Raw genomic sequence first — 20,483 nt, forward strand, 5'->3', positions numbered from 1 at the left:
AATTGTAAAGGTAAGTGCAACTAAATTATTTTTCTATCCAAATATTCGATTGGTGAAAGATAATTTAGTATTTTTCTCGGTCTTTGATTTAAAGACAATATAAATTTATGAACTTCATTTTTATTAGTTTTTGAAAAAATAAATTTTTTAGGAAATTTTTCTCTAATTAAACCATTAGTATTTTCATTAGTACCTCTTTGTCAAGGTGAATATGGATTGGCAAAATAAATTTTTACATCTAAATTTTTTTCAAGTTGTTGTCAATTTGAAAATTCTTTGCCACGATCAAAAGTAATAGTTTTAACAATGTTTTTAGGAAGAATTGATAAATAATAACTGACATTTTTATTAATAACTTTAGTAGTTCTGTTTTTAACTAATATTGCTAAAGTAAATCGCGATACTCTTTCAACTAAAGTTATTAAACATGATTTGCTTTTACCTCGTGATGATACTATAGTATCTCCTTCTCAATGACCAAGTGTTATACGATCATTAACATTTATATCTCGTTCTTTAATTGATTTACCATTAAACTTGCCACGATTTTCTTTAGATTTTCGTTTTTTACCTTTTCTTCTTAAATTTTTACTAGTAACTTTATCAAGCATTCCAAAATAAATTCAAGTATAAATTGTTTTAAAACTAATAACTCACTCTTTATGAAAATTTTTAATTCTGCCATAAATTTGTTCAGGTGATCAACCTAATAGTAATTTTTGTTGTACATATTTTACTAAATTCTTATTTTTAAACTTATGAAAACTAATATGTGATTGTTTTCGATTTTCAGCTTTATTTTGTGCAATTAATGAAAAATAATGATTATTATCTTTATTTCTATTAATTTCTCGAATAATAGTACTAATACTTCGATTAAGATTTTTAGCTATTTCACTAATTTTAAATTTAAATTTCAATTGATTCTCAATATAAATCCTTTCATCTATGCCAAGATGTTTATAACTCATATAAAAACTCCTTACTTTTTTCTAAACTAAATTTAGCATTATGAAATTTTTATATGAGAATTTTTTGCAATTTTATTTACTTGCACTTACAAGTATAATTCAGCAAATATAATTAAACCAGCAACAGCAGAAGATAATAAAACTCCAATTAAACTTAAAATAATTTTTATAATTTTTCAAATCATAATTTTATTCCTGTAATTCTTCTACTTTTCATGTATTACCTTTATCGCTACCTTTTAAAGAATAAATAGTAATAAATTTTGAGTGTTGTACTGATAAAACTAAGACATTAGTATTATTGTTAAAAACTTCTATTGGTACACCTGCTATTTTTGTATTAGTTATAATAAATTCTTTAATTGCAAAAACATTATTATATATATTTCAAGAATAATAAACTTTATATCTTTTATTAACTATAAAATCATAAGTAATTTGTCAATTATCTCATTTATTTTTTTCTCTTATTCCTACTTCTTTTCAAATTGAACTACTTGGAGGAATTGGAATTGGTTGTGGTTGTTTTTTGATAATTTCATTAATAGCACCAGCAACAGTTTTATCAGTAGTTTCTAAATTAGGAATTTCAGTACCAATAGTATTTATAGAAAAAGCATATTTGAATTGGTCTTTATCCATTTTATTGTCTAATTTTTTATCTACTTCTTCTTTTTTATAATAATCAGTTAAATCAGTTTTCCCGCAAGTAGCACTAATTTTATTATTTTCATCAATTTTAATATTTTCACCAGCAATTAACTTATCTTGTTTTTTATCTAATAATTGATTTGTTTCTAGTTTTGTATAATAATCATGTTCAGTATTTTCTTCTGCTATAAATTCAGTTGGTGTATCTATTCCTTGATATTGATATATTTCTTCTATATCACCAATTAAATTAATTTTTCCAAGTTCAGGATAAGAATTACCACCACCACTAAATTGTTTCTTTTTATTGTTATAGTAAATAGTTCCAATATTTAAAATATTTTTATTTTGTATTTGTTCTCCATAAGTCATGGAATCAACATTTAACAATTCAAATTCGTTAAAAACATTATTTAAATAAATTTTAATTACTTTATAAAATTTCATAAAGTTATTTTCTGTTGAATATTGATAACTGATTTTAATAAAATATCATTTAAATATTTCTATATTATTATTTTCAACTTTTTTTCATAAGGGACTAGTTTCAATATTAAATCAATTATTTTTAACATCATTAATATTTTCGTTTGTTTTAATTAATTCACTATTTAATTTGGTAATTTCATTTTCATTTGTAGTAATTCGTTTTTGTTGTTTAGCAGAAAAATCACAAGTTGGTGCATGTGTATAATCACCAATTTGTGGATTGTTTTGTAAAACATCAGGTGGTAATGTTCCAATTTCATTAGGTCAATCTAAAATCATAGTTTCAGTTTTTGAGTCATATTCTGTTGCAACATAACCTTTATTTATTAAATTTGTAACTGGTCCCCTATATGTTTCATTTTTATTACCATTAATGGTATCATCATATAATTTTATTTGCTTTGATAATGTAAATTCTTTTTGTTCTTGAATTAATTCATTAACTTGGTTTCTAGTATAAAATGCTTTTAAGTCAATTTTTTCAACATCTATTTCATCATTATTATAATTTGAAAATATTTGTTTTAATTCTGTTAATCTTGCTCATATTTTCATTCTACTAGGTGCTAAATCTCAAATATTAATCGTAGGAGTACTACTTGCACTAAATTGATTACCATTATTAAATTGAATAGTAGCATCAACATTAAATTCAATTGGTGTACGATTAAATACTCAATGTTCAACCATAACATAAACCATATCTCTTAAAGTTTCTTTAATTAATTCATCTTTAAAACTATCAAAAGGAAATTTAGATAAAATAAAATCAAGATAAGCATTAATATCATTTTGAGCACGAATAGCAAATGTTTTAAATCAATCATCAACATTTGGTCATGTATTTATATATTGTCGTGGTGTTTCTGTAATTGTTCCAGTTAATGGATATCAGTTATTATAATTTTCTAAACTGACACCAGTTCAAAGTTTATTAATCATATTTTATCATTCCTTAAAAAATGCTTTTTTATAACGTTTGGTTTTTGATTTAGTTTTTCTATGTGATATATGTATAATTTCTTTTTGTAATTTTTTCTTTCCTTTTTTTACAACTTGATTATATGCAAATTTTTCTAAATGTCTTAACAATCCAGTACCAAATACAGTATTAACTGATAATTTTAAACCCACCCTTTTAAATGATTTATTGACATTATCAATAGGATTATTAATAACATTAACTACTTTATGATAAGTTCTAATTGTCCTTAATATTTGCCTATAAATTTTAAAACTATCTTTAATCATTTGTTGTACAACTGGTAGAGCAAAAGCAATACTTTTTAATCATTTATTTTGACTAACTCCATATCCAATATATCAACCGCTATATCATCTATATCAATGAAATGGATGTATTTGAATAACAAAAGTTTCTGCTTTGATAATACTATCAATAACTACAATTGGTTTATATTTAGGATTACGATGATAAATAGTAATTCCACATTTATCTAATGATAAAGGTTGAATTTTACAAGCCATAAATACTGGTGAATTTAATGGAATTAATTGTGCATGTTTAATTGCTTTCTTTTCAGCACTTGTAAATACATCAATTGTTTTTTCTTTTAATTTATTAATTTTTTCAAATGCTTGTTTTTCTAATTTTTCGAATTTCTCTTGTAATTTATAAATATTTATTCTTATTTTTTCAAAATATGAAGTATCTTTTCAAAATTTATTTAAACCTTTTTTAAAATAAAATTTAATATCAAAATATTTAAAAGTTTGATTTGCTTTTAATACTAATTTATGAATTGAACTATTTTTAAAATTAAATTTAATTGCATTAGCACGAATTTTTTGTAAATCTAAAATTAAAGATTTTCCATATCTATTTTCTGCATGTATTGTATGAACTAAATTTAATCAGTCATGTTGGTTCATTTTTAATACTTCTTTTAAATCAGTATTATATTTTTGTAAAAAATTGTTTGCTTTATCAATATCTTTAATTTTAAATTTAGGAGTTAACTGTGTACTTAACTTTATTAATTCATTTTGTAATAATAAATAATTTTTTAATTCTTGTACTTCTAATTTTGCAAAATTATTTTTATATTGTCTTTCAGCAACAAAACCTAAATTTTGTATTATTGTTTCGCGATTTGGAGCATGGTTATAATTAAATAAATAACGTTTATTTCCAATAATTTTATCTGTTAAAATTTCTTTTCCACTTACTTGACTAATGATTTCTTGTAAATTTTTTGCTTTTTTAATGCCAATTTGTTCTAATGTTTTAGTTTTTTCTGCTAAACTAATAAATTTAGTTGTACGATAACCACGACTAATTCTATTAAGTCCAGCAAATGCAGGTAATATATTAAAAAAAGTATTTAATGGTGTAACATTTCCTTTTAAATAATCATAAACTTGATTAATAGTAAAATCAGTTAAAAACTCTACACCAACAGCACTAATACTAGCAAGTAAATCACTTGCACCTAAACCAAGTGCTAAACTTTCACTTAATCCACCAGTAAAAGGAGCAAGTGCTACTGCTATTACTTGTACACCAATCATTTCTAAAATTTCTCATCATCAACTTTTATGTTCTTGTTGTTGACTTGTTCTAGTATGTTTTGGTTTATTTATGTTTAAAAGTATTGCTGTACTAGTTGTACCAATTGGCATAATAATTATCCTTATTTAAGAGTTATTTTTATAGGATTTGTTGAACCTTGATAATTTTTATCAGTGTCATTAGTAGTGATTACTACATATAAATCTCCTGCTTTTTGGTTTTGATTACTTACATCAACTTGACCTTGGGCATCACTAAAATAATTAATAATTGGAGTTGTTAAATTTGGATTTAAATTATTTAGTTCAGTTGTATTTTTAATTGTTGTATCTAATAATTTATTCTTTTTAGTAGTATCAGCAGTAATATTAGTTGTTAATGTTGTAATTTCTTCACTTAAATATTTTTTATTAACAATACCACATAACATTCATCTTGATTCTGTTTCTGAGTTTGACATATAAGGAATAGATTCTCCTGTTACTTGTCCACCAACTAAATATCTTTTTGGAACTTTACCATCTTTAATATCTTCAACATATATACTAGTTTGTTGTAACATATATCTTTTCATTGCTTTTGGTGTTGCTAAAACAAAATTCATAATTTGATTTTTATTTTCAGTATTTTTAAATGTCATATAATCATCCATAACAATTTGACATAATACACCTTTAATATATAAATTTGTTCCATTTAATCTTAATTGTTGTGCTAGTTGATTATCAGTAATTAAACCTTTATTATCTGCTAAATAAACTAAAGTATCATAAAGACTATTTGTTATAAAAAATTTACAATTATTACTATTTCTTAATTGAAATAAAGTATTTCATGCTGATAACATTGATTTTAAATATCCTACTGGTGTTGTATCAGTAATGATTACTTTTTTGGCAGATTTAGCAATTGTATTTGTATCATTATTTGCTAAATAATCTGCTAAATCATTAGCAACTTCATATTGCATACTTTCTAGTAAATTTTGCCCATTATCTGCAAATAAATCAACTTCACCAATCATTTCTCCTGTACTAGCTTCTTTTGTAATTTCTTTAATAATTTTATCAGTATCAACATAACCAACTTCTAATCCTTTACTTTTATCATTTCAATGAAGTATTTTGAATGTTGGGTCTTTTGGTTTTTTAACTATAAATTCAATTTTTGTAGAATTAACCATTTCAATTGGAAAAAAACTTGCTCATGGACTATTTGATTGTTTATAAAATTCTATAAATTCAGGTGTTTCTACTAATTTTGTAGTATTATCTCAATTTTGTTTAAATGGCACTGGATTTGGCATTTTAAATTTTCCTTTCTTTTATAAATTATTTTTCTTTTTATAATCTAATAAACTACTTTTTATTGAAGTTTCTTGATTTGTTAATATTGTTTCTTGTTTACCACCTGTATTAATTGGTTCTTTAAATAGTGGTTGTTCTTTAATCATTTTTTTAATAGTTTCTTCAATTTTTGAATTTTCTATATTACTTTTTTTAAATTTTAAAAATTCATAAAATTCTTTTTTAACTTGATATTTTTTAAATATATTAATTATTTCTTTTTCTTTAATTTCTTGATTAAGTTTATTTAACTTATTTTCTAATTCAACAATCTTAATTTCTTGCTCTTGTTGTAAATTATTATTTTCAATTAAAGGTTCAGTATTTTGTTCAACATTAGTTTCATTTTCTAACATTTAAATCACACCTTTATTATTTATTTTCTTTTCCATTAATTTTTTCATTAAGTTTTGCTAATTTTTTTTGATGTTTCATCACTTTATTATTTCTTCTAATATGTTTTGGAGTTGTAATAAATCTTTTAAATCAAACAATTAATTCTCTACAAATTAATGTTCCTACACTTGTTCCAATAATAATTAATTCATGTAAAAATTCTTTCATTTTCAATTATTTCCTTTCAATTATTTATTTTTAATTATTCGTCAAATTGACCATTATTAATTCTTTCAATCATTGATTTTGAATTACTTATAATAGTTACCAATAAAGATATTTCTTTATTTAATTGTTCCATTCTTTCTTTATATGTCTGAATTTCATTGTTATAATATTCAATCAATTTTTCTTTATTCATTAGTTATCATCTCCTTTATAAACTATCATATGTAGTTGGTCTTTCATATAAAACATCACTACTTCCACTATTATTACTAATAGCATCACTATTAATTAATCTTCTTGTTTCATTTGTAAATGATGTTTCTTGCATTTCTTGATTATAATTTGTAGTTTCCATAGGTAATAAATTATGTATAATTTCACTTGCACCAGCAACTATTGTTGGTACTGCATAAGCATTATTAAAATCATTATTTATACCCATAGCTACACCACTTGAAATTAGACATCCACTAGTTGCCATATTACATATTTTTCTTATTACTTCAAATCTATTAGGTATTAGTTCACTTAACCCACCAATTAGATTTGATATACCATAAGTACTTAAACTAATATATGTATCTCAATCCATTTGTTGTTTATTATCATTAGTTAATAATAATGGTCATGGTGGTGTTTCTGTGGTAGTAGTTGTTAATCAAGGTGGTGGTTCAGGATTAGGATTGATTTTTGTAAATTTTGCATAATTAATTAAACCAATAGTTCCTAAACCTAATAATATTTTTTTTACTTGAATTTAATATTTTCTTTTTAGTACTTGGCATTTGATTTAAGTTTCATATATCAATTCCTAACTTTTTACTAAATAATAAAGCATTAATACTTCCTAATACTGGATTACCAATAATTTGACCATAATAAGCACTTGTACCAATCATTGCTGATAATGGACTTATTCCAATTCTTATTATTTTTAATAAAGTATAGTTATTTGATTGTACATTCGTGTCATTTGGCATTTTCATTTACTCCTTCATTTTTTGGTTTAATAAACACTTCAACTCAACCTGTATAGTGAACGTTATCACCAACTAAAATAGCAGTATTTGCATGTGGTTGAGAAACAACTAAATATTCAGCAATAACATTAGGATATTTTCATAAAATAATTGTTTTTATATCATTACTATCTGTTAAATCTTTGGGATTTGGTGAAAATATTTCTATTTTATCTTGACCAAATAAATCTGTTAATTTAGTCATTATCAAATTCACCTTTTTCTATTTTTTCAATTAATAAATTTAAAATATTTTTGTCCAAATCAGAGTTTGTATAATTAATTTTTTTAGTTCATTTAATTATATCTTTCATATATTTAAGTAATTTTTCTTTATTCATTATTTATTCTCCTTATTTAAATAATATCAACCAATTAATAAACTATCTGCTTCATCATGATTTGATATTTTTATATTTCAATTATTTTCTTTAATAATTTCTTCAGCAACATATATACTTAGTTCTTTATCTCAAGGTCTTAATCAAAAAATAGGTGGGTCATAACGTTCATATCATTTCTTTCATTCACTTGGACTTATTAACATATCTTTTGTTAATAATTTATTAAATTGTCCTGCAATAAAACCACGTAAATGTTCTTGATTTTCATAACCAATACCATTTTTTGAATTAAAAGTACCACGTTCAATAATTAAATCCAATTCATTATCATTAACTTTTATATCTCAATAAAATTTTCTTTGTCCATCATATTCTTTTAAATTATAACTTTTAACAAATATTGGTTTTCAATTTCAAAAATCATATTTATCATGTAAATAAACTTTTTTTCATAAAGTAAATCCAGTATTTTTAATACTTGGGTCAATTGAAAGTAAATAATTAGTCATTATCAAATCACCGGTCTTTAATTCTGGTTTTAATTGGTTTATAAACTTCTTCATAATATCCGTTTAAGCGATATGTGTTTTTAAGATATTGCATAAATCTTTCTTTATTAATACAATTTTTATGTCTTGATTTATTAATTTCATCAACTTTATTTCTATGTTCTTTATCACCTTGATAACAATGTTCACATACATTTTCTCAGCAGTTTTTTTCGCAAGTAAATAAATCATGTTTTTTATCACATACACAACAATCTTCACAACATACTTCTTTATTCATTATTTATTCTCCTTTCTATTATTTCTTTCTTGCTTTATTAAGAAATTTATTCAAATAATTTGATTATCACCATCACCTAATTTTTTTAAAAGATATTCATATCTTTTCTTAAAATCTTCACTATCAATATCTCTATCTTGGTAAATTATTTTTTTCAATTTTTTTATTTTATACAAGGTTTTTGGAGAATATATTTCTCCATGCATGCAAAGAAAACATTTCATTATTTATTCTCCTTATTTTCAATTTGATTAGCAATTTCACTTAATATTTTTAATACTTTATATTCATTTTTTAATTCTTTAATAATAAATATTAAAAATATTATTAGTGTTATACTTGTTATTAATATTGGTGCTATTAATAAAATTTCTCATCATATCATTTTTTACTCTTTTCATTTTTTAAATCATTTAACATTAATTGAACAAAATACACGATTTTTAGGAATGTTTAAAGTATTAAAAATTTGACCAGTGACAATAATTTCATCGTTTTTGTTTAATAAAATACATCGGTTATAAAATTTTGGATTATTAAAAATTAAAGTAACATAGTTTAAACCATTTCATTGACCACGAACACTATAATATAATTCTTTATTACCTTTTTCGTAATATTTTGCTTCAATAGTGTTACTTAGTTTTACTGTTAATTTGACATAATTGGCTTTATCTTTCATTTTTATAATTCCTTAAATAGTATTGAATGTGTTTATATGCATCTTGTTCATGTTTTTTTAATTTTATATTTCCTTTATAATTTGTTATTTTATTTTTATTTTTTGGTTGGTTTTCTAGATAATCTCAGTTGAAAACATCTTGTACTAATACCATTAATGAACCAATAATTTTAGGAGTTGCTAATGGATTAGTTAATAATTGTTTTGAACTTAAAAAGAAATTTTCTACAATAACTAATATTTTGTTTTCAAAAAATTGTTCTTTGATTATTGATAATATTCTTTTATAACGATTTTTACTTTCAAAAACATGTGTTGTGTTGAATGTTTCTGTATAAATAATCCTATTTGTTTCATTTGAATATATAACAATTCCATTATTACCAATACCAGCGGGGTCAATCCCAATAATTAAGTCATATTGCATTATTAATCAAATTCACCATTTTTAATTTTTTGATTTAATTGAGATATAAGATTTAATCTTCCATTAAAACAACTTTTTCAAAGTTTAGTTACTTTTTCATCGTCTCTCATTTCTTTATTTCATTCTCATTCATCTTTAAGATATTCAAGTATTTTTTCTTTATTCATATTTATACCTCCTACTTAACCTAATATTTAAAATACAGTCATAACAAATTGCTTTACTATTTTTATCTCTTAAAAAATATTTTCTTGTTTTTATATCATTAGTATTAAAGAATAAATAATCTAATTTATTTTGTTTACATGTTCAACAAAAATACTTTTTCATTATGAGTTGAAATTTCCTTATAAGAAGTAACTATATAATTAATTGGTAAATCATCATGTTTATATGGATTATTTATTTTAAAACCTTTTCTGTTTTCTTCTCACGTAATGTTATATTTAAAACAAGGATTAGTAATTTTAGTTTTGTTATCTGTTATTTCACCCATAAATCAACTATTATGCTGTTCATAAAATGTTAATTGTTCAAGTTTTATATCATTAAGATAATATTCTTTTGGAGCAGTTGGTTTATTAACAGTTATTTTTTGGTCTTTAATATATGGTTCTAATAACTTTATTAATTCATTACCACTTAATTCTTTTTTAATATTTTCTAAATTAAAAACTCAATATGTGCAACTGTTATCAACAATAAAAGAATTATTTTTAATCATTCATTTTGGAAGAGATAATTTATATTCAACATAATCAATAAGAATAGATTGTGGTTTATCTTTAACAATTTGTTCTTTTTTAAATTCTATTTGCATAATAATCCTTTCCTAATATGTTCTGTTGCTTCTAGCATAAAGAACATATATTTTTATTCTTAGATTATTAATAATACTACTATTTGTTTTATTCATTCCAGCAATTCTGGGCTCAAAAATAAATTGTGAAATTTTAAAAAACATTGAGGCATTCGATTCAATATTTATTTAATTTGCGTTTAGCAAATTAATATTTTAATTGAACCGAATGCCTCAATTTTTTTTACAAGTTTGAAATTTATTTTCTCGCCCAAAAATTTTTCAAAAAAAAATAAAAAATAAAACCAACACTTGCTCACTTGGTAGTGGCAAGGTTGGTTAAATAAAGAATAATAGTTGGTCCCCACTCCGGGTCTATATATACTAGTTTCCAATTCGCTCCCACCCCAAGAATTACCATTTCTGGTTAGTATATTTTATTAGGTATCACTCCACTTTTTATTTATCCATGCAAGTCCACATGCTAGCTACTATTTTTAACAACTATGTTGTAGTTCACTTTTTTATTTCCCTAACACGTGTTGATAATAGTGCTAAAGACGGTTATTAAAAATTTTAAAATTTTACAATTACAAAAAAAGACAAGAATTTTATTCTCGTCTTTTGTCATTTATTTTTTAATTTAATAGTTTAAAAAAGAAAGGAGTTATTTTTAAAAATTTTTATTTATCGACATCTTCGGTACGCTCCCTATTTATTTCTACAACAAATAAATTTCATGATGTTGAACTAGAAATAAAAGATAGACCACCAATTGATAGTTTACAAAAAGTATTATTAGATATGTTAACTTATACATATACTTATAATAGAAACTTTGATGGTGCATCATTAAGTAATGTTTTAAAAGAAATGAATGATTTAGATAAAATTCGTGCTAAGTTTGAAGGACAAAAACCAAATGAAGTTATTACTAATTTATTTAAACAATGAGAATTAGATTATCCTAACTATACAAATTTACCAAAAGTTAAAATATTAAAACAAATAGTTATAATGCTATCAAAAAATATTTATTCAACCATGTCTATTAATAACGGTTTAAATGATGACTATAAATTATTATTACCTTATTATTTTGAATTAAAATCAAATCCTATACATTCTACACCTGATAAGATTTGAGAATTTAAAGATATAAAAGTAGTATTAAAATCTGCATATTTTGATTTTACAGATATCAATAACATTAAACTAAAAAACAATGACATTAGTCAAAATGAATTATTGAAATTAGATGATAATCAATTTAACTGACTATCCATAACTAATGAATTAGAAAGCAATAATATACCATCATTAATTCCGGCAGATTGAACATTAGGTAATGGTGAATATGGAAAATATTTTACAAGATTAATTATTAATAAAAATAAAACCGAAAATGCTTTAAATTTATATGGTTCAAATAAATCACAATTATTTTCTAAATTAGAATTTTATAAAGAAGTTTTACAAATTGACAATAATAGTGAATTTGAATTACAAATTGAAAATCCAATTAATAACTTAAATCGAATTGAAGTTAGCGGACTATTTGGTGCTGGTAATTATGATTTAATTTTAGTAACAAATAAACAAGAAATAAATTTAAATAATATTAATTTATTTGATAAATATAATGAAAATATTTCTTATATAAATTTAGAAATTTAATTATCAAAATATCCATCTGGATAAATACCATCTCATTTTACTGCATCATCAGTTAATTTATTTGATGCTCAGTAAAGAGTAATTTTATGTTTATTACTTACTTGTCTTGCTCAAATAGTTGCCCCCCAGTGTGCTTCATGGTCGTAATCATAAAAATATGTTAATTGATTATTTTTATTATATGAAACTATTCCTAAGATTAAACCGGTAACACCAGTTATTACAGCAAATGATAATGATATTTTTTGAAAATTTGTTTTTATTCATATTTTCATAATAAATATCTCCTTTTTTCCTTGATTTTACTTTTAAATTGTACTATTTTTGATTATTTTTACAAGTATGCTTTTAAAAGCAAAATAACGCCTAAATTAAAGGTGTTTATTTTTTGATACCTATAATATTAATTGTATTGCGCTTATTTATTATATTGCAAATGTGAAGATACTTTTTTTTACAGTAGCATTATTTTTACCCCTAATTACATTTTTATATGGATATAATGCATAAAATAATGCATCATAAGGGTCTTGATACATATTTTTGTCAGGAATGTTAGTTTTGGTTTGGTCATAACGTAATTCTTCTAAACATTGAGTTGTTTTTGGTAAATCATCTTTATTTGCATAAAAGTTTCCATAACTCATAATATTTCTCATTCAAACTACTCTATTAGTTAATCCGGCTTCTTGATTTAAATTTGAAGCATGTTTAATAGCGGTTTGTGTTATTAAAATAGTATTGTGTTCATCAATTAATTTTTGATTTAATCAATCCATTGCTGTTCTTGCTTTATCATCATAAAAATAAATTGCTTGTTCAAAATTTTCAAAATTATCCATTAATCCTAAAATTTCATTAACATAAGCATTAATTTTTTCATTTTCATTTATAAAATCATTTGGAGTAACTACTAATTCACAAATAATATAAGCATCATAATAACCAGTATTATTATATTCTTTAAAACCAACTACCATAAATACATTATGGTCTTTTGGTCCCGTAGCTCAATCAATACCAACACTATAAAAATCAAATTTATACATTTCTTTTTCTTGATTATAAAATTGTTTTAAATCATATGATTGTCAATATTTTACTGTTTTTTGAAATGGGAAAATTGTTGCATCGCTATCTAAAAATTCAAAACCATAATAAACAGTATTATATTCATCTGGATTACTTTTTTCCATTTCTAATAATGTTCTTTGTTGAATGTCAGGTAATTTATTTCAAAATGGTTGAATAGTAAATCTTAAAACAAATAAACCTAAACCACTAAACATATCTTTATTTTCATAATAAACTTTACCAACTTTTTTAAGATTTTTCATGACTTCATCATTTAATGGTAAAAATGGTGTACAGTATTTTAAATAAAATGGATGATATTTATCATAAGGATTACATGTAAAAGTAATGAAAAAACTTTTATAAAAATAACGAGTAATCTTTTGTCCAAAGGTAGAACTATATATATTTTTATCAATAAATGTTCAACTTCACTCTTTAATAGGTTTATTTGATACTTTAATACGATTACTTCTAAACATAGAGTTTTGTAAACGTTCATATCGATATGTTAATTGTTTTTCAGTTAATGTTTCTTTTTCTTCTGCCATAATAATTTCATCTGTTCTTGAACCTAAAAAACTTGACCCACCTGCTTCTTTTCCAAAAATCTTATTACCATTAGCATAACCAATAAAGTCAATTTGTTGATTACTTGGAAAGATAATACATCCCCCATCCTTAGTAATTTTTCATTTAATGCCATGTGGATTATTAGGTAATAAATTAATATTATATGTATCTAATAAAACTTGACAAACATTCATTAAAGCACCAATTGTAGTTTCACTATGAGTATTTTCATATCTTCTTACTTCTTGAACACTACTATCTCTAAAATTACAACATATAAATAAATCAAATGCTAAACAGTTTCAAGTTTTTCTTGTTCCACGTGCTGTTGGAACAAAACGATAAAAACAATTAGTAGTAAAATATTCTGCTCATTCATCACCAACAAATTCTTTAAAAATATCTCAACTAAAACCATAATTATTATCACTAAAATTAAGATTATATTTTTTATTTAATTGTCCATAACTACTAATAAAAGCCATATTTACTCCTTATTTTTTAAAAAAAATTAAACTTAAATTATTAACAAACAAAAATTAGAAAGGAACATTAAAAATGTTTATATTACCATTCGCAAATCATTTTGATTGAGACAAACATGATTTTAATCAAGATGAATTAAGTTTAAAACAAACAGAAGAATTATTTGCAAAAATAGATGATTATTTATGAAGTATATGTGATAAATCTGAATATAAATCATATAGATTTAGACAACGAAAATTAAAAGCAAAAAAAGTTTTATTAACTTATAAGCGACGTATTTGTACACATTATAACACAAAAACACAAAAAATGGAGTACGTATCATTATTAGATAATTATCTTGGTGTTAAAAAATATAGTAAACTTGCACCTAACGTTATTAAACAAATTTTAAAATATTTTGCTGATGGTAAAAAGTATCGTGATGTTTGTGATACTTTTATTGAAGATTTAATAAGTAATAGTACAGTTTGTAGAACATATCAAAAATTTGAATTACCAAAAGCAAATATTCCCAAAATACCATTACAACCAAATCAAAATTTATATGTAAATATTGATGATGGTCATCGAAAATTTAAGTTTAATGAAAAACACAATACTAAAAATTGTAAAAAATGTTCGATGAGATTAATAGTAATGTGTACTGGTAAAAAGAAAAATGGAAAATTAATTAATAAAAGAGCTGTATGTAAAATAAGAGTTTCAAAAACAGAAATTGGTGCTGAAAAAACCGCAAAATTAATAGAAAAATATGGTAATTTATTTTTTGAAAACTTTGACCAAGCAAATTTAATAGTTTGTGGAGATAGTGCAAAATGAATTAGAAAAACTGCTACAATTTTAAATGCTAAATTTATTTTAGATAAATTTCATGCTTTTCATGTTTTATTTCTTGGTATAATGGCAGGAAGAAGAAAAAATCAAATTGCTAAATTACACTATCAAAATGCAATAAATTTATTTGCCAAAGGTCAATATTATGAATTAATTGATTTTTTACAAGCATTAACTTTACAATATAAAAAATTAAAAGTTGGTTATTTTATTAATGCAAAAGATGGTGTATTAAACCAAGCATTAGTTGAAAATATTGGTTGCTTTACTGAAACTAATATTAAACAAATTTTAAAGCATATGATTGGTGATAGAACTTATAACATTGATATGTATACAAAAATGGTTAATTTTAAATGTTATCAAATAAATACAATTATCCAGTTATTATAAATTAAAACTTAAATTTGCTGAATTATACTTGTAAGTGCAAGTAAATAAAATTGCAAAAAATTCTCATATAAAAATTTCATAATGCTAAATTTAGTTTAGAAAAAAGTAAGGAGTTTTTATATGAGTTATAAACATCTTGGCATAGATGAAAGGATTTATATTGAGAATCAATTGAAATTTAAATTTAAAATTAGTGAAATAGCTAAAAATCTTAATCGAAGTATTAGTACTATTATTCGAGAAATTAATAGAAATAAAGATAATAATCATGATTTTTCATTAATTGCACAAAATAAAGCTGAAAATCGAAAACAATCACATATTAGTTTTCATAAGTTTAAAAATAAGAATTTAGTAAAATATGTACAACAAAAATTACTATTAGGTTGATCATCTGAACAAATTTATGGCAGAATTAAAAATTTTCATAAAGAGTGAGTTATTAGTTTTAAAACAATTTATACTTGAATTTATTTTGGAATGCTTGATAAAGTTACTAGTAAAAATTTAAGAAGAAAAGGTAAAAAACGAAAATCTAAAGAAAATCGTGGCAAGTTTAATGGTAAATCAATTAAAGAACGAGATATAAATGTTAATGATCGTATAACACTTGGTCATTGAGAAGGAGATACTATAGTATCATCACGAGGTAAAAGCAAATCATGTTTAATAACTTTAGTTGAAAGAGTATCACGATTGACTTTAGCCATGTTAGTTAAAAACAGAACTACTAAAGTTATTAATAAAAATGTCAGTTATTATTTATCAATTCTTCCTAAAAACATTGTTAAAACTATTACTTTTGATCGTGGCAAAGAATTTTCAAATTGACAACAACTTGAAAAAAATTTAGATGTAAAAATTTATTTTGCCAATCCATATTCACCTTGACAAAGAGGTACTAATGAAAATACTAATGGTTTAATTAGAGAAAAATTTCCTAAAAAATTTATTTTTTCAAAAACTAATAAAAATGAAGTTCATAAATTTATATTGTCTTTAAATCAAAGACCGAGAAAAATACTAAATTATCTTTCACCAATCGAATATTTGGATAGAAAAATAATTTAGTTGCACTTACCTTTACAATTTAGCAAATAAATAAAAATAAAATAAAACTTATTAAAGAAAACTTTAATAAGAATTTTTGAGTTATAAAAGTAAGTATTATTGTTGACTAATATTTTTGAAGTGTTAAGATTAACTTACAATTGCATATTGAAGTCTAAATTATTCTCGTCTAAACTTATAATTTAAAGACAAATTTGAATATTATTGACAACATCGGTACGCTCCCAAAAAAATATATAAAGAAATATTTTCAACTATGTTAGTAATTGATAATAAAGATAATAACTTATTACCAGTAAATAATTGTAATAATAAAAGTTTCTCTATTATATAATTCCGCTATATTTTTTAACGGGCGCACAACTAATACGATGAATATCACAAATACCATAATTTTGTAATGCTATCTGATGATTTTTTGTATAATACCCTTTATGATTTTTAAACCCATAATTAGGATATTGAGTATCATAATCAATCATAATTTTATCTCTTACTACTTTAGCAATAATCGAAGCGCTAGCAATATTAAGTGATTTTTGATCACCTTTAACTATTGCTTCAACTTTTCCTAGAAAATTAGGAAATTGCGGTTTTTCAAAATCAACTAAACACACATCAGGTACTATTTTTAATTTATTAAATGCTTCTATCATTGCTAAAATACTAGTCTGCTTAGGATTATGAATATTAACAAATTGATGACTTTTAATACTAACAACAACTGTTAGTGCATTATCAATTATAATTTGATACATTGCTATTCGTTGTTTTGCTGATAATTGTTTTGAATCTTTAATTAAAGGATGATTAAAGTTTGGTTTAAGAATAACGCTTGCAACAACAATTGGTCCTGCAATAGCTCCCCTTCCCACTTCATCAAAACCAGCAATTAATGTTCCTGATGAATAATTATCAATTTCGTATCGTAAACTACTTTTCATGTTTTAAAATCTTAGGTGGTATTTCAAATGAAATTAATCCTAGTTTCCCTACTTGTAAATCATTAATAAATAAATTCATGGCACGATGAGTATTATCTTCATCATTAGCCAATTTTAAATGATATTTTTGTGCTAATTTCTTAAAATAAAGAAATAATGTTTCATCATTAATATTTTTAATTTCAAAATTAATATTATAATATTTTACTAATCTTTCATAATAATTCTCAAGTAAAAAGGTTAAAGCAAAATTAGCCATTTCTTCTAAAAATAAATGTTTAACAGGAATTGCTTTAATTAAAGCTAAAATCATTACTACTTTTTGATCATTCATTTTTGGTGGTAAAATACCAGGACTATCTAACAAATCAATCGTTGGATTTAATTTAATTCATTGTTGACCTCTAGTAACACCAGGTATATTAGCAGTTTGTGTTACTTTACGTTGCAATAAATTATTGATAAATGTTGATTTACCCGTATTTGGTAATCCCATAATTAATACCTTAATTTTTGGATTAACAATACCTTTTGCCAATTCTTTTTCCATTTGCAGTTCCATTAATTTAGTAATTAAATTTAACAACTGTGGTTTCATTTTTGTAGTTAATGATTTTGCCAATAAAACAGAAAAACCTTGACTTTCAAAAAAAGTAACTCATTCTTTAGTAAAATTATCATCTGCTAAATCAACTTTGTTAAGAACAATAATTCTTATTTTTTTCTCTAATAAACGATCTAATAAAGTACTTTTTGTTGCTAATGGTGCTCGTGCATCTAAAACTTCAATTGCAACATCAATAATTGGTAACTTAGTTTCAATTGCTTTAATGGCTTTCATCATATGACCAGGGAATCAATGAATTTGATTATGGGTACTTTCATTAGGCATTTTTTTAACTCCTTTAATACATTTTATTATTATTTTATATCAATTTAGAAAACCACCATTGATTTTAATAACGGTGGTTTAATTATTATTTAACGGGTTTTACTGTTTTAATTTCTTTAATTCTAGCAGCTTTACCGCTTAATTTACGTAAGTAGAAAATACGTGCTCTTCTTACTTTACCCTTACGAATAACATTAATTTTATCAATTAATGGTGAATGTAAAGCAAATGTTTTTTCGACACCTTTACCACCAACAGTTTTACGAACAATAACATTTTGCGTAATTCCTGAACCTTTGCGAGCAATAACTACTCCTTCAAACATTTGAATACGTTCTTTTTTTTCTTCTTTAATTTTAGAAAAAACTTGGATTGTATCTCCAGATTTAAAATTAGGAAGATTATGATTTAGTTGACTTTCGCTAACTAATTTAATAATTGCATTTTGCATGTTTTATTTCTCCTTTCGTTTATTTTTTTTAAGTGAAGATTTATATTCTTCAATTATTATTTTATCTTTTGCAGATAATTGATATTTTTTAAATAAATCAATTCTTTTTTTATAAGTATTAATTAATGCTTGTTGATGACGATATTCTGCTATCTTTTCATGGTGACCACCAATTAAAACTTCTGGAACTTTCATACCTAGTACTTCTTCTGGTCTTGTATATGTTGGATAATCCAATAATGAGTTATTAAAAGAATCATTAAGATGAGATTGATGTTGAATAACATTAGGAATTAACCTAGTAATACAATCAATAATAACCATTGCTGGTAATTCACCACCAGTTAATACATAATCACCAATTGAAATCTCTTCATCAATATAAGACATAATGCGTTCATCAATACCTTCGTAATGACCACAAACTAAAATATAATTAATATTTTTTTGACTATATTTATAAGCTAATTGTTGATTTCATTGTTGACCTTGTGGACTAAGTAAAATTGTTTTAGCCTTAGGATATTTAAGTTTTACGCTATTAATAGCATTAATTACTGGCATTGCTTGTAAAACCATACCATTGCCACCACCATAAGGATCATCATCAACTTGTTGGTGTTTATTATTAGCAAAACTTCTAATATCAATAATATCAATGCTAATTTGTTTTTTAGTAATAGCTCGTTTGATGATTGATGTTTGCATAAAATCATTAAAAGCATTGGGAAATAAAGTTATAATTGTGAATTGGTTTTTAGTCATTATTAATTAATCCTTCAATAATATTAAAATAAACTTTTTGTTCTTCTTTATGAATTTTATTAATAAATACTTTATTATTAGGAATAAAAAAGGTTTTTTTATTAGTCATTTTTATTTCTCATAAACCTTGATGATTATTATCTAAGAAAGCAATAACTTTTCCTAAAAAAGCATTATTATTAGCATCAAATGCTTCATAATTTAGAATATCTTCATAAAATCAAGGTAAGTTGTCATTAATTATTTCTTCAGTATTAATAACTAAATTTTTATTTTTCATACCTTCTACTAACTCAATAGTATTATAATTTTCAAATGTTAATAATAAAAACTGCTTATGATTTCTTACTCTTGAAATAATTAAAGGTGTTAGTTGTTTAGTTTCTTCTAAATAAACTGTTGTTTTTTCTTTTCATGAAAATTTATTACCATAATAATTACATAAAACCTTAACTTCACCAATAAGACCATGAGTATTAACAATAGTACCTAATTCTAAATATTTCATCTTAAAACTCATTAATTACTAATTTAATAGTATTGTTTTCTAAATATGCTTTGCTTTCAATAATTGTTGATAATGCACGAATAGTATTTCCTTTTTTACCAATCAATACTGATATTAATGATTGGTACCATTAATATTAAATCATAGTGATTTTTTTCTACTAATTCGCGAATCTCAACTTCACAAATTTTATCA

General features: G+C 23.2%; 30 protein-coding genes. 3 read left to right on the plus strand and 27 right to left on the minus strand.

Annotated features, from left to right (window positions below; all coding sequences use genetic code 4):
• Nucleotides 1–20: 20 nt before the first annotated feature.
• The 20 genes from AAHM79_RS07240 to AAHM79_RS07335 form a co-directional block, all read right to left on the minus strand.
• Nucleotides 21–971: an IS30 family transposase gene (locus AAHM79_RS07240; protein ID WP_338979395.1), complete on the minus strand. Its 951-nt coding sequence runs from the start codon at nucleotides 969–971 to the stop codon at nucleotides 21–23.
• A 189-nt stretch (nucleotides 972–1,160) separates the two neighbouring features.
• The gene (locus AAHM79_RS07245) at nucleotides 1,161–3,053 is read right to left on the minus strand and encodes a hypothetical protein (RefSeq protein WP_342257209.1); all 1,893 of its coding nucleotides are present in this window, start codon (nucleotides 3,051–3,053) and stop codon (nucleotides 1,161–1,163) included.
• Between the two features lie 3 nt (nucleotides 3,054–3,056).
• Nucleotides 3,057–4,754, minus strand: coding sequence for a hypothetical protein (locus AAHM79_RS07250; RefSeq protein WP_342257496.1), 1,698 nt, complete (start codon nucleotides 4,752–4,754; stop codon nucleotides 3,057–3,059).
• Between the two features lie 11 nt (nucleotides 4,755–4,765).
• A complete protein-coding gene (locus AAHM79_RS07255) occupies nucleotides 4,766–5,950 on the minus strand; it encodes a hypothetical protein (protein WP_342257421.1) in 1,185 nt (394 codons plus the stop codon).
• 18 nt (nucleotides 5,951–5,968) lie between these two features.
• A complete protein-coding gene (locus AAHM79_RS07260) occupies nucleotides 5,969–6,346 on the minus strand; it encodes a hypothetical protein (RefSeq protein WP_342257497.1) in 378 nt (125 codons plus the stop codon).
• Between the two features lie 16 nt (nucleotides 6,347–6,362).
• Nucleotides 6,363–6,554 (minus strand): hypothetical protein, encoded by a 192-nt coding sequence (locus tag AAHM79_RS07265; protein WP_338957816.1) that lies wholly within the window; start codon nucleotides 6,552–6,554, stop codon nucleotides 6,363–6,365.
• A gap of 34 nt (nucleotides 6,555–6,588) precedes the next feature.
• The gene (locus AAHM79_RS07270; RefSeq protein WP_338957552.1) at nucleotides 6,589–6,747 is read right to left on the minus strand and encodes a hypothetical protein; all 159 of its coding nucleotides are present in this window, start codon (nucleotides 6,745–6,747) and stop codon (nucleotides 6,589–6,591) included.
• Between the two features lie 15 nt (nucleotides 6,748–6,762).
• A complete protein-coding gene (locus AAHM79_RS07275) occupies nucleotides 6,763–7,146 on the minus strand; it encodes a hypothetical protein (RefSeq protein WP_342257220.1) in 384 nt (127 codons plus the stop codon).
• A 115-nt stretch (nucleotides 7,147–7,261) separates the two neighbouring features.
• On the minus strand, nucleotides 7,262–7,534 hold the full coding sequence (locus tag AAHM79_RS07280; protein ID WP_342257221.1) for a hypothetical protein: 273 nt from the start codon (nucleotides 7,532–7,534) through the stop codon (nucleotides 7,262–7,264).
• Nucleotides 7,503–7,778: a hypothetical protein gene (locus AAHM79_RS07285; protein WP_342257222.1), complete on the minus strand. Its 276-nt coding sequence runs from the start codon at nucleotides 7,776–7,778 to the stop codon at nucleotides 7,503–7,505. The genes AAHM79_RS07280 and AAHM79_RS07285 overlap by 32 nt, the downstream gene beginning before the upstream one ends.
• Nucleotides 7,771–7,914, minus strand: a complete 144-nt coding sequence (locus AAHM79_RS07290; protein ID WP_338957559.1) for a hypothetical protein — start codon at nucleotides 7,912–7,914, stop codon at nucleotides 7,771–7,773. The genes AAHM79_RS07285 and AAHM79_RS07290 overlap by 8 nt, the downstream gene beginning before the upstream one ends.
• The gene (locus AAHM79_RS07295; RefSeq protein ID WP_342257223.1) at nucleotides 7,914–8,480 is read right to left on the minus strand and encodes a hypothetical protein; all 567 of its coding nucleotides are present in this window, start codon (nucleotides 8,478–8,480) and stop codon (nucleotides 7,914–7,916) included. The genes AAHM79_RS07290 and AAHM79_RS07295 overlap by 1 nt, the downstream gene beginning before the upstream one ends.
• Nucleotides 8,419–8,706, minus strand: coding sequence for a hypothetical protein (locus AAHM79_RS07300; RefSeq protein ID WP_338957561.1), 288 nt, complete (start codon nucleotides 8,704–8,706; stop codon nucleotides 8,419–8,421). Before AAHM79_RS07300 ends, AAHM79_RS07295 begins: the two co-directional genes overlap by 62 nt.
• Entirely contained in the window at nucleotides 8,706–8,912 is a 207-nt protein-coding gene (locus AAHM79_RS07305) for a hypothetical protein (protein ID WP_342257316.1), read from the minus strand. Before AAHM79_RS07305 ends, AAHM79_RS07300 begins: the two co-directional genes overlap by 1 nt.
• Nucleotides 8,913–8,929: 17 nt before the next feature.
• Entirely contained in the window at nucleotides 8,930–9,091 is a 162-nt protein-coding gene (locus AAHM79_RS07310) for a hypothetical protein (RefSeq protein ID WP_338957563.1), read from the minus strand.
• A gap of 3 nt (nucleotides 9,092–9,094) precedes the next feature.
• On the minus strand, nucleotides 9,095–9,388 hold the full coding sequence (locus AAHM79_RS07315; protein WP_338957564.1) for a hypothetical protein: 294 nt from the start codon (nucleotides 9,386–9,388) through the stop codon (nucleotides 9,095–9,097).
• The gene (locus tag AAHM79_RS07320) at nucleotides 9,378–9,815 is read right to left on the minus strand and encodes a hypothetical protein (RefSeq protein ID WP_342257225.1); all 438 of its coding nucleotides are present in this window, start codon (nucleotides 9,813–9,815) and stop codon (nucleotides 9,378–9,380) included. Before AAHM79_RS07320 ends, AAHM79_RS07315 begins: the two co-directional genes overlap by 11 nt.
• Nucleotides 9,816–9,817: 2 nt before the next feature.
• Entirely contained in the window at nucleotides 9,818–9,982 is a 165-nt protein-coding gene (locus AAHM79_RS07325) for a hypothetical protein (RefSeq protein ID WP_338957566.1), read from the minus strand.
• Nucleotides 9,983–10,116: 134 nt separating this feature from the next.
• Nucleotides 10,117–10,635 carry a hypothetical protein gene (locus AAHM79_RS07330; protein WP_342257226.1) on the minus strand — a complete coding sequence of 173 codons (519 nt, stop codon included), beginning with the start codon at nucleotides 10,633–10,635 and terminating at the stop codon, nucleotides 10,117–10,119.
• A 12-nt stretch (nucleotides 10,636–10,647) separates the two neighbouring features.
• On the minus strand, nucleotides 10,648–10,779 hold the full coding sequence (locus AAHM79_RS07335) for a hypothetical protein (protein ID WP_338958910.1): 132 nt from the start codon (nucleotides 10,777–10,779) through the stop codon (nucleotides 10,648–10,650).
• Between the two features lie 639 nt (nucleotides 10,780–11,418).
• Here AAHM79_RS07335 and AAHM79_RS07340 point away from each other — a divergent pair.
• Nucleotides 11,419–12,291 (plus strand): hypothetical protein, encoded by an 873-nt coding sequence (locus tag AAHM79_RS07340; RefSeq protein ID WP_342257498.1) that lies wholly within the window; start codon nucleotides 11,419–11,421, stop codon nucleotides 12,289–12,291.
• Here AAHM79_RS07340 and AAHM79_RS07345 read toward each other — a convergent pair.
• Together AAHM79_RS07345 and AAHM79_RS07350 are read right to left on the minus strand one after the other, a co-directional pair.
• Nucleotides 12,288–12,566 carry a hypothetical protein gene (locus AAHM79_RS07345; RefSeq protein ID WP_342257499.1) on the minus strand — a complete coding sequence of 93 codons (279 nt, stop codon included), beginning with the start codon at nucleotides 12,564–12,566 and terminating at the stop codon, nucleotides 12,288–12,290. The genes AAHM79_RS07340 and AAHM79_RS07345 overlap by 4 nt on opposite strands.
• Nucleotides 12,567–12,716: 150 nt before the next feature.
• Nucleotides 12,717–14,423 carry a hypothetical protein gene (locus tag AAHM79_RS07350; protein ID WP_342257500.1) on the minus strand — a complete coding sequence of 569 codons (1,707 nt, stop codon included), beginning with the start codon at nucleotides 14,421–14,423 and terminating at the stop codon, nucleotides 12,717–12,719.
• Nucleotides 14,424–14,496: 73 nt separating this feature from the next.
• On the opposite strand from AAHM79_RS07350, the gene AAHM79_RS07355 reads away from it, so the two are divergent.
• Both AAHM79_RS07355 and AAHM79_RS07360 read left to right on the plus strand, forming a co-directional pair.
• Complete coding sequence (locus AAHM79_RS07355) at nucleotides 14,497–15,657, plus strand: Mbov_0401 family ICE element transposase-like protein (RefSeq protein ID WP_342257416.1); 1,161 nt, start codon at nucleotides 14,497–14,499, stop codon at nucleotides 15,655–15,657.
• A 120-nt stretch (nucleotides 15,658–15,777) separates the two neighbouring features.
• A complete protein-coding gene (locus AAHM79_RS07360) occupies nucleotides 15,778–16,728 on the plus strand; it encodes an IS30 family transposase (RefSeq protein ID WP_342257501.1) in 951 nt (316 codons plus the stop codon).
• 326 nt (nucleotides 16,729–17,054) lie between these two features.
• Here AAHM79_RS07360 and AAHM79_RS07365 read toward each other — a convergent pair whose 3' ends face one another.
• The 5 genes from AAHM79_RS07365 to rimM all read right to left on the minus strand — a co-directional run bounded on the left by AAHM79_RS07365 (nucleotide 17,055) and on the right by rimM (nucleotide 20,288).
• Nucleotides 17,055–17,672 carry a ribonuclease HII gene (locus AAHM79_RS07365; protein WP_339039984.1) on the minus strand — a complete coding sequence of 206 codons (618 nt, stop codon included), beginning with the start codon at nucleotides 17,670–17,672 and terminating at the stop codon, nucleotides 17,055–17,057.
• Nucleotides 17,662–18,564, minus strand: a complete 903-nt coding sequence (gene ylqF / locus AAHM79_RS07370; RefSeq protein ID WP_342257502.1) for a ribosome biogenesis GTPase YlqF — start codon at nucleotides 18,562–18,564, stop codon at nucleotides 17,662–17,664. The genes AAHM79_RS07365 and ylqF overlap by 11 nt, the downstream gene beginning before the upstream one ends.
• An 85-nt stretch (nucleotides 18,565–18,649) precedes the next feature.
• Nucleotides 18,650–19,015 carry a 50S ribosomal protein L19 gene (gene rplS / locus AAHM79_RS07375; RefSeq protein WP_252319419.1) on the minus strand — a complete coding sequence of 122 codons (366 nt, stop codon included), beginning with the start codon at nucleotides 19,013–19,015 and terminating at the stop codon, nucleotides 18,650–18,652.
• 3 nt (nucleotides 19,016–19,018) lie between these two features.
• Nucleotides 19,019–19,780 carry a tRNA (guanosine(37)-N1)-methyltransferase TrmD gene (gene trmD, locus AAHM79_RS07380; RefSeq protein ID WP_342257503.1) on the minus strand — a complete coding sequence of 254 codons (762 nt, stop codon included), beginning with the start codon at nucleotides 19,778–19,780 and terminating at the stop codon, nucleotides 19,019–19,021.
• Nucleotides 19,773–20,288, minus strand: coding sequence for a ribosome maturation factor RimM (gene rimM, locus AAHM79_RS07385; RefSeq protein WP_342257504.1), 516 nt, complete (start codon nucleotides 20,286–20,288; stop codon nucleotides 19,773–19,775). Before rimM ends, trmD begins: the two co-directional genes overlap by 8 nt.
• Between the last annotated feature and the right edge of the window lie 195 nt (nucleotides 20,289–20,483).

Origin of the sequence: Spiroplasma endosymbiont of Nomada ruficornis (assembly GCF_964030795.1) — a bacterium.
Lineage (GTDB): Bacteria > Bacillota_I > Bacilli_A > Mycoplasmatales > VBWQ01 > Spiroplasma_E > Spiroplasma_E ixodetis_A.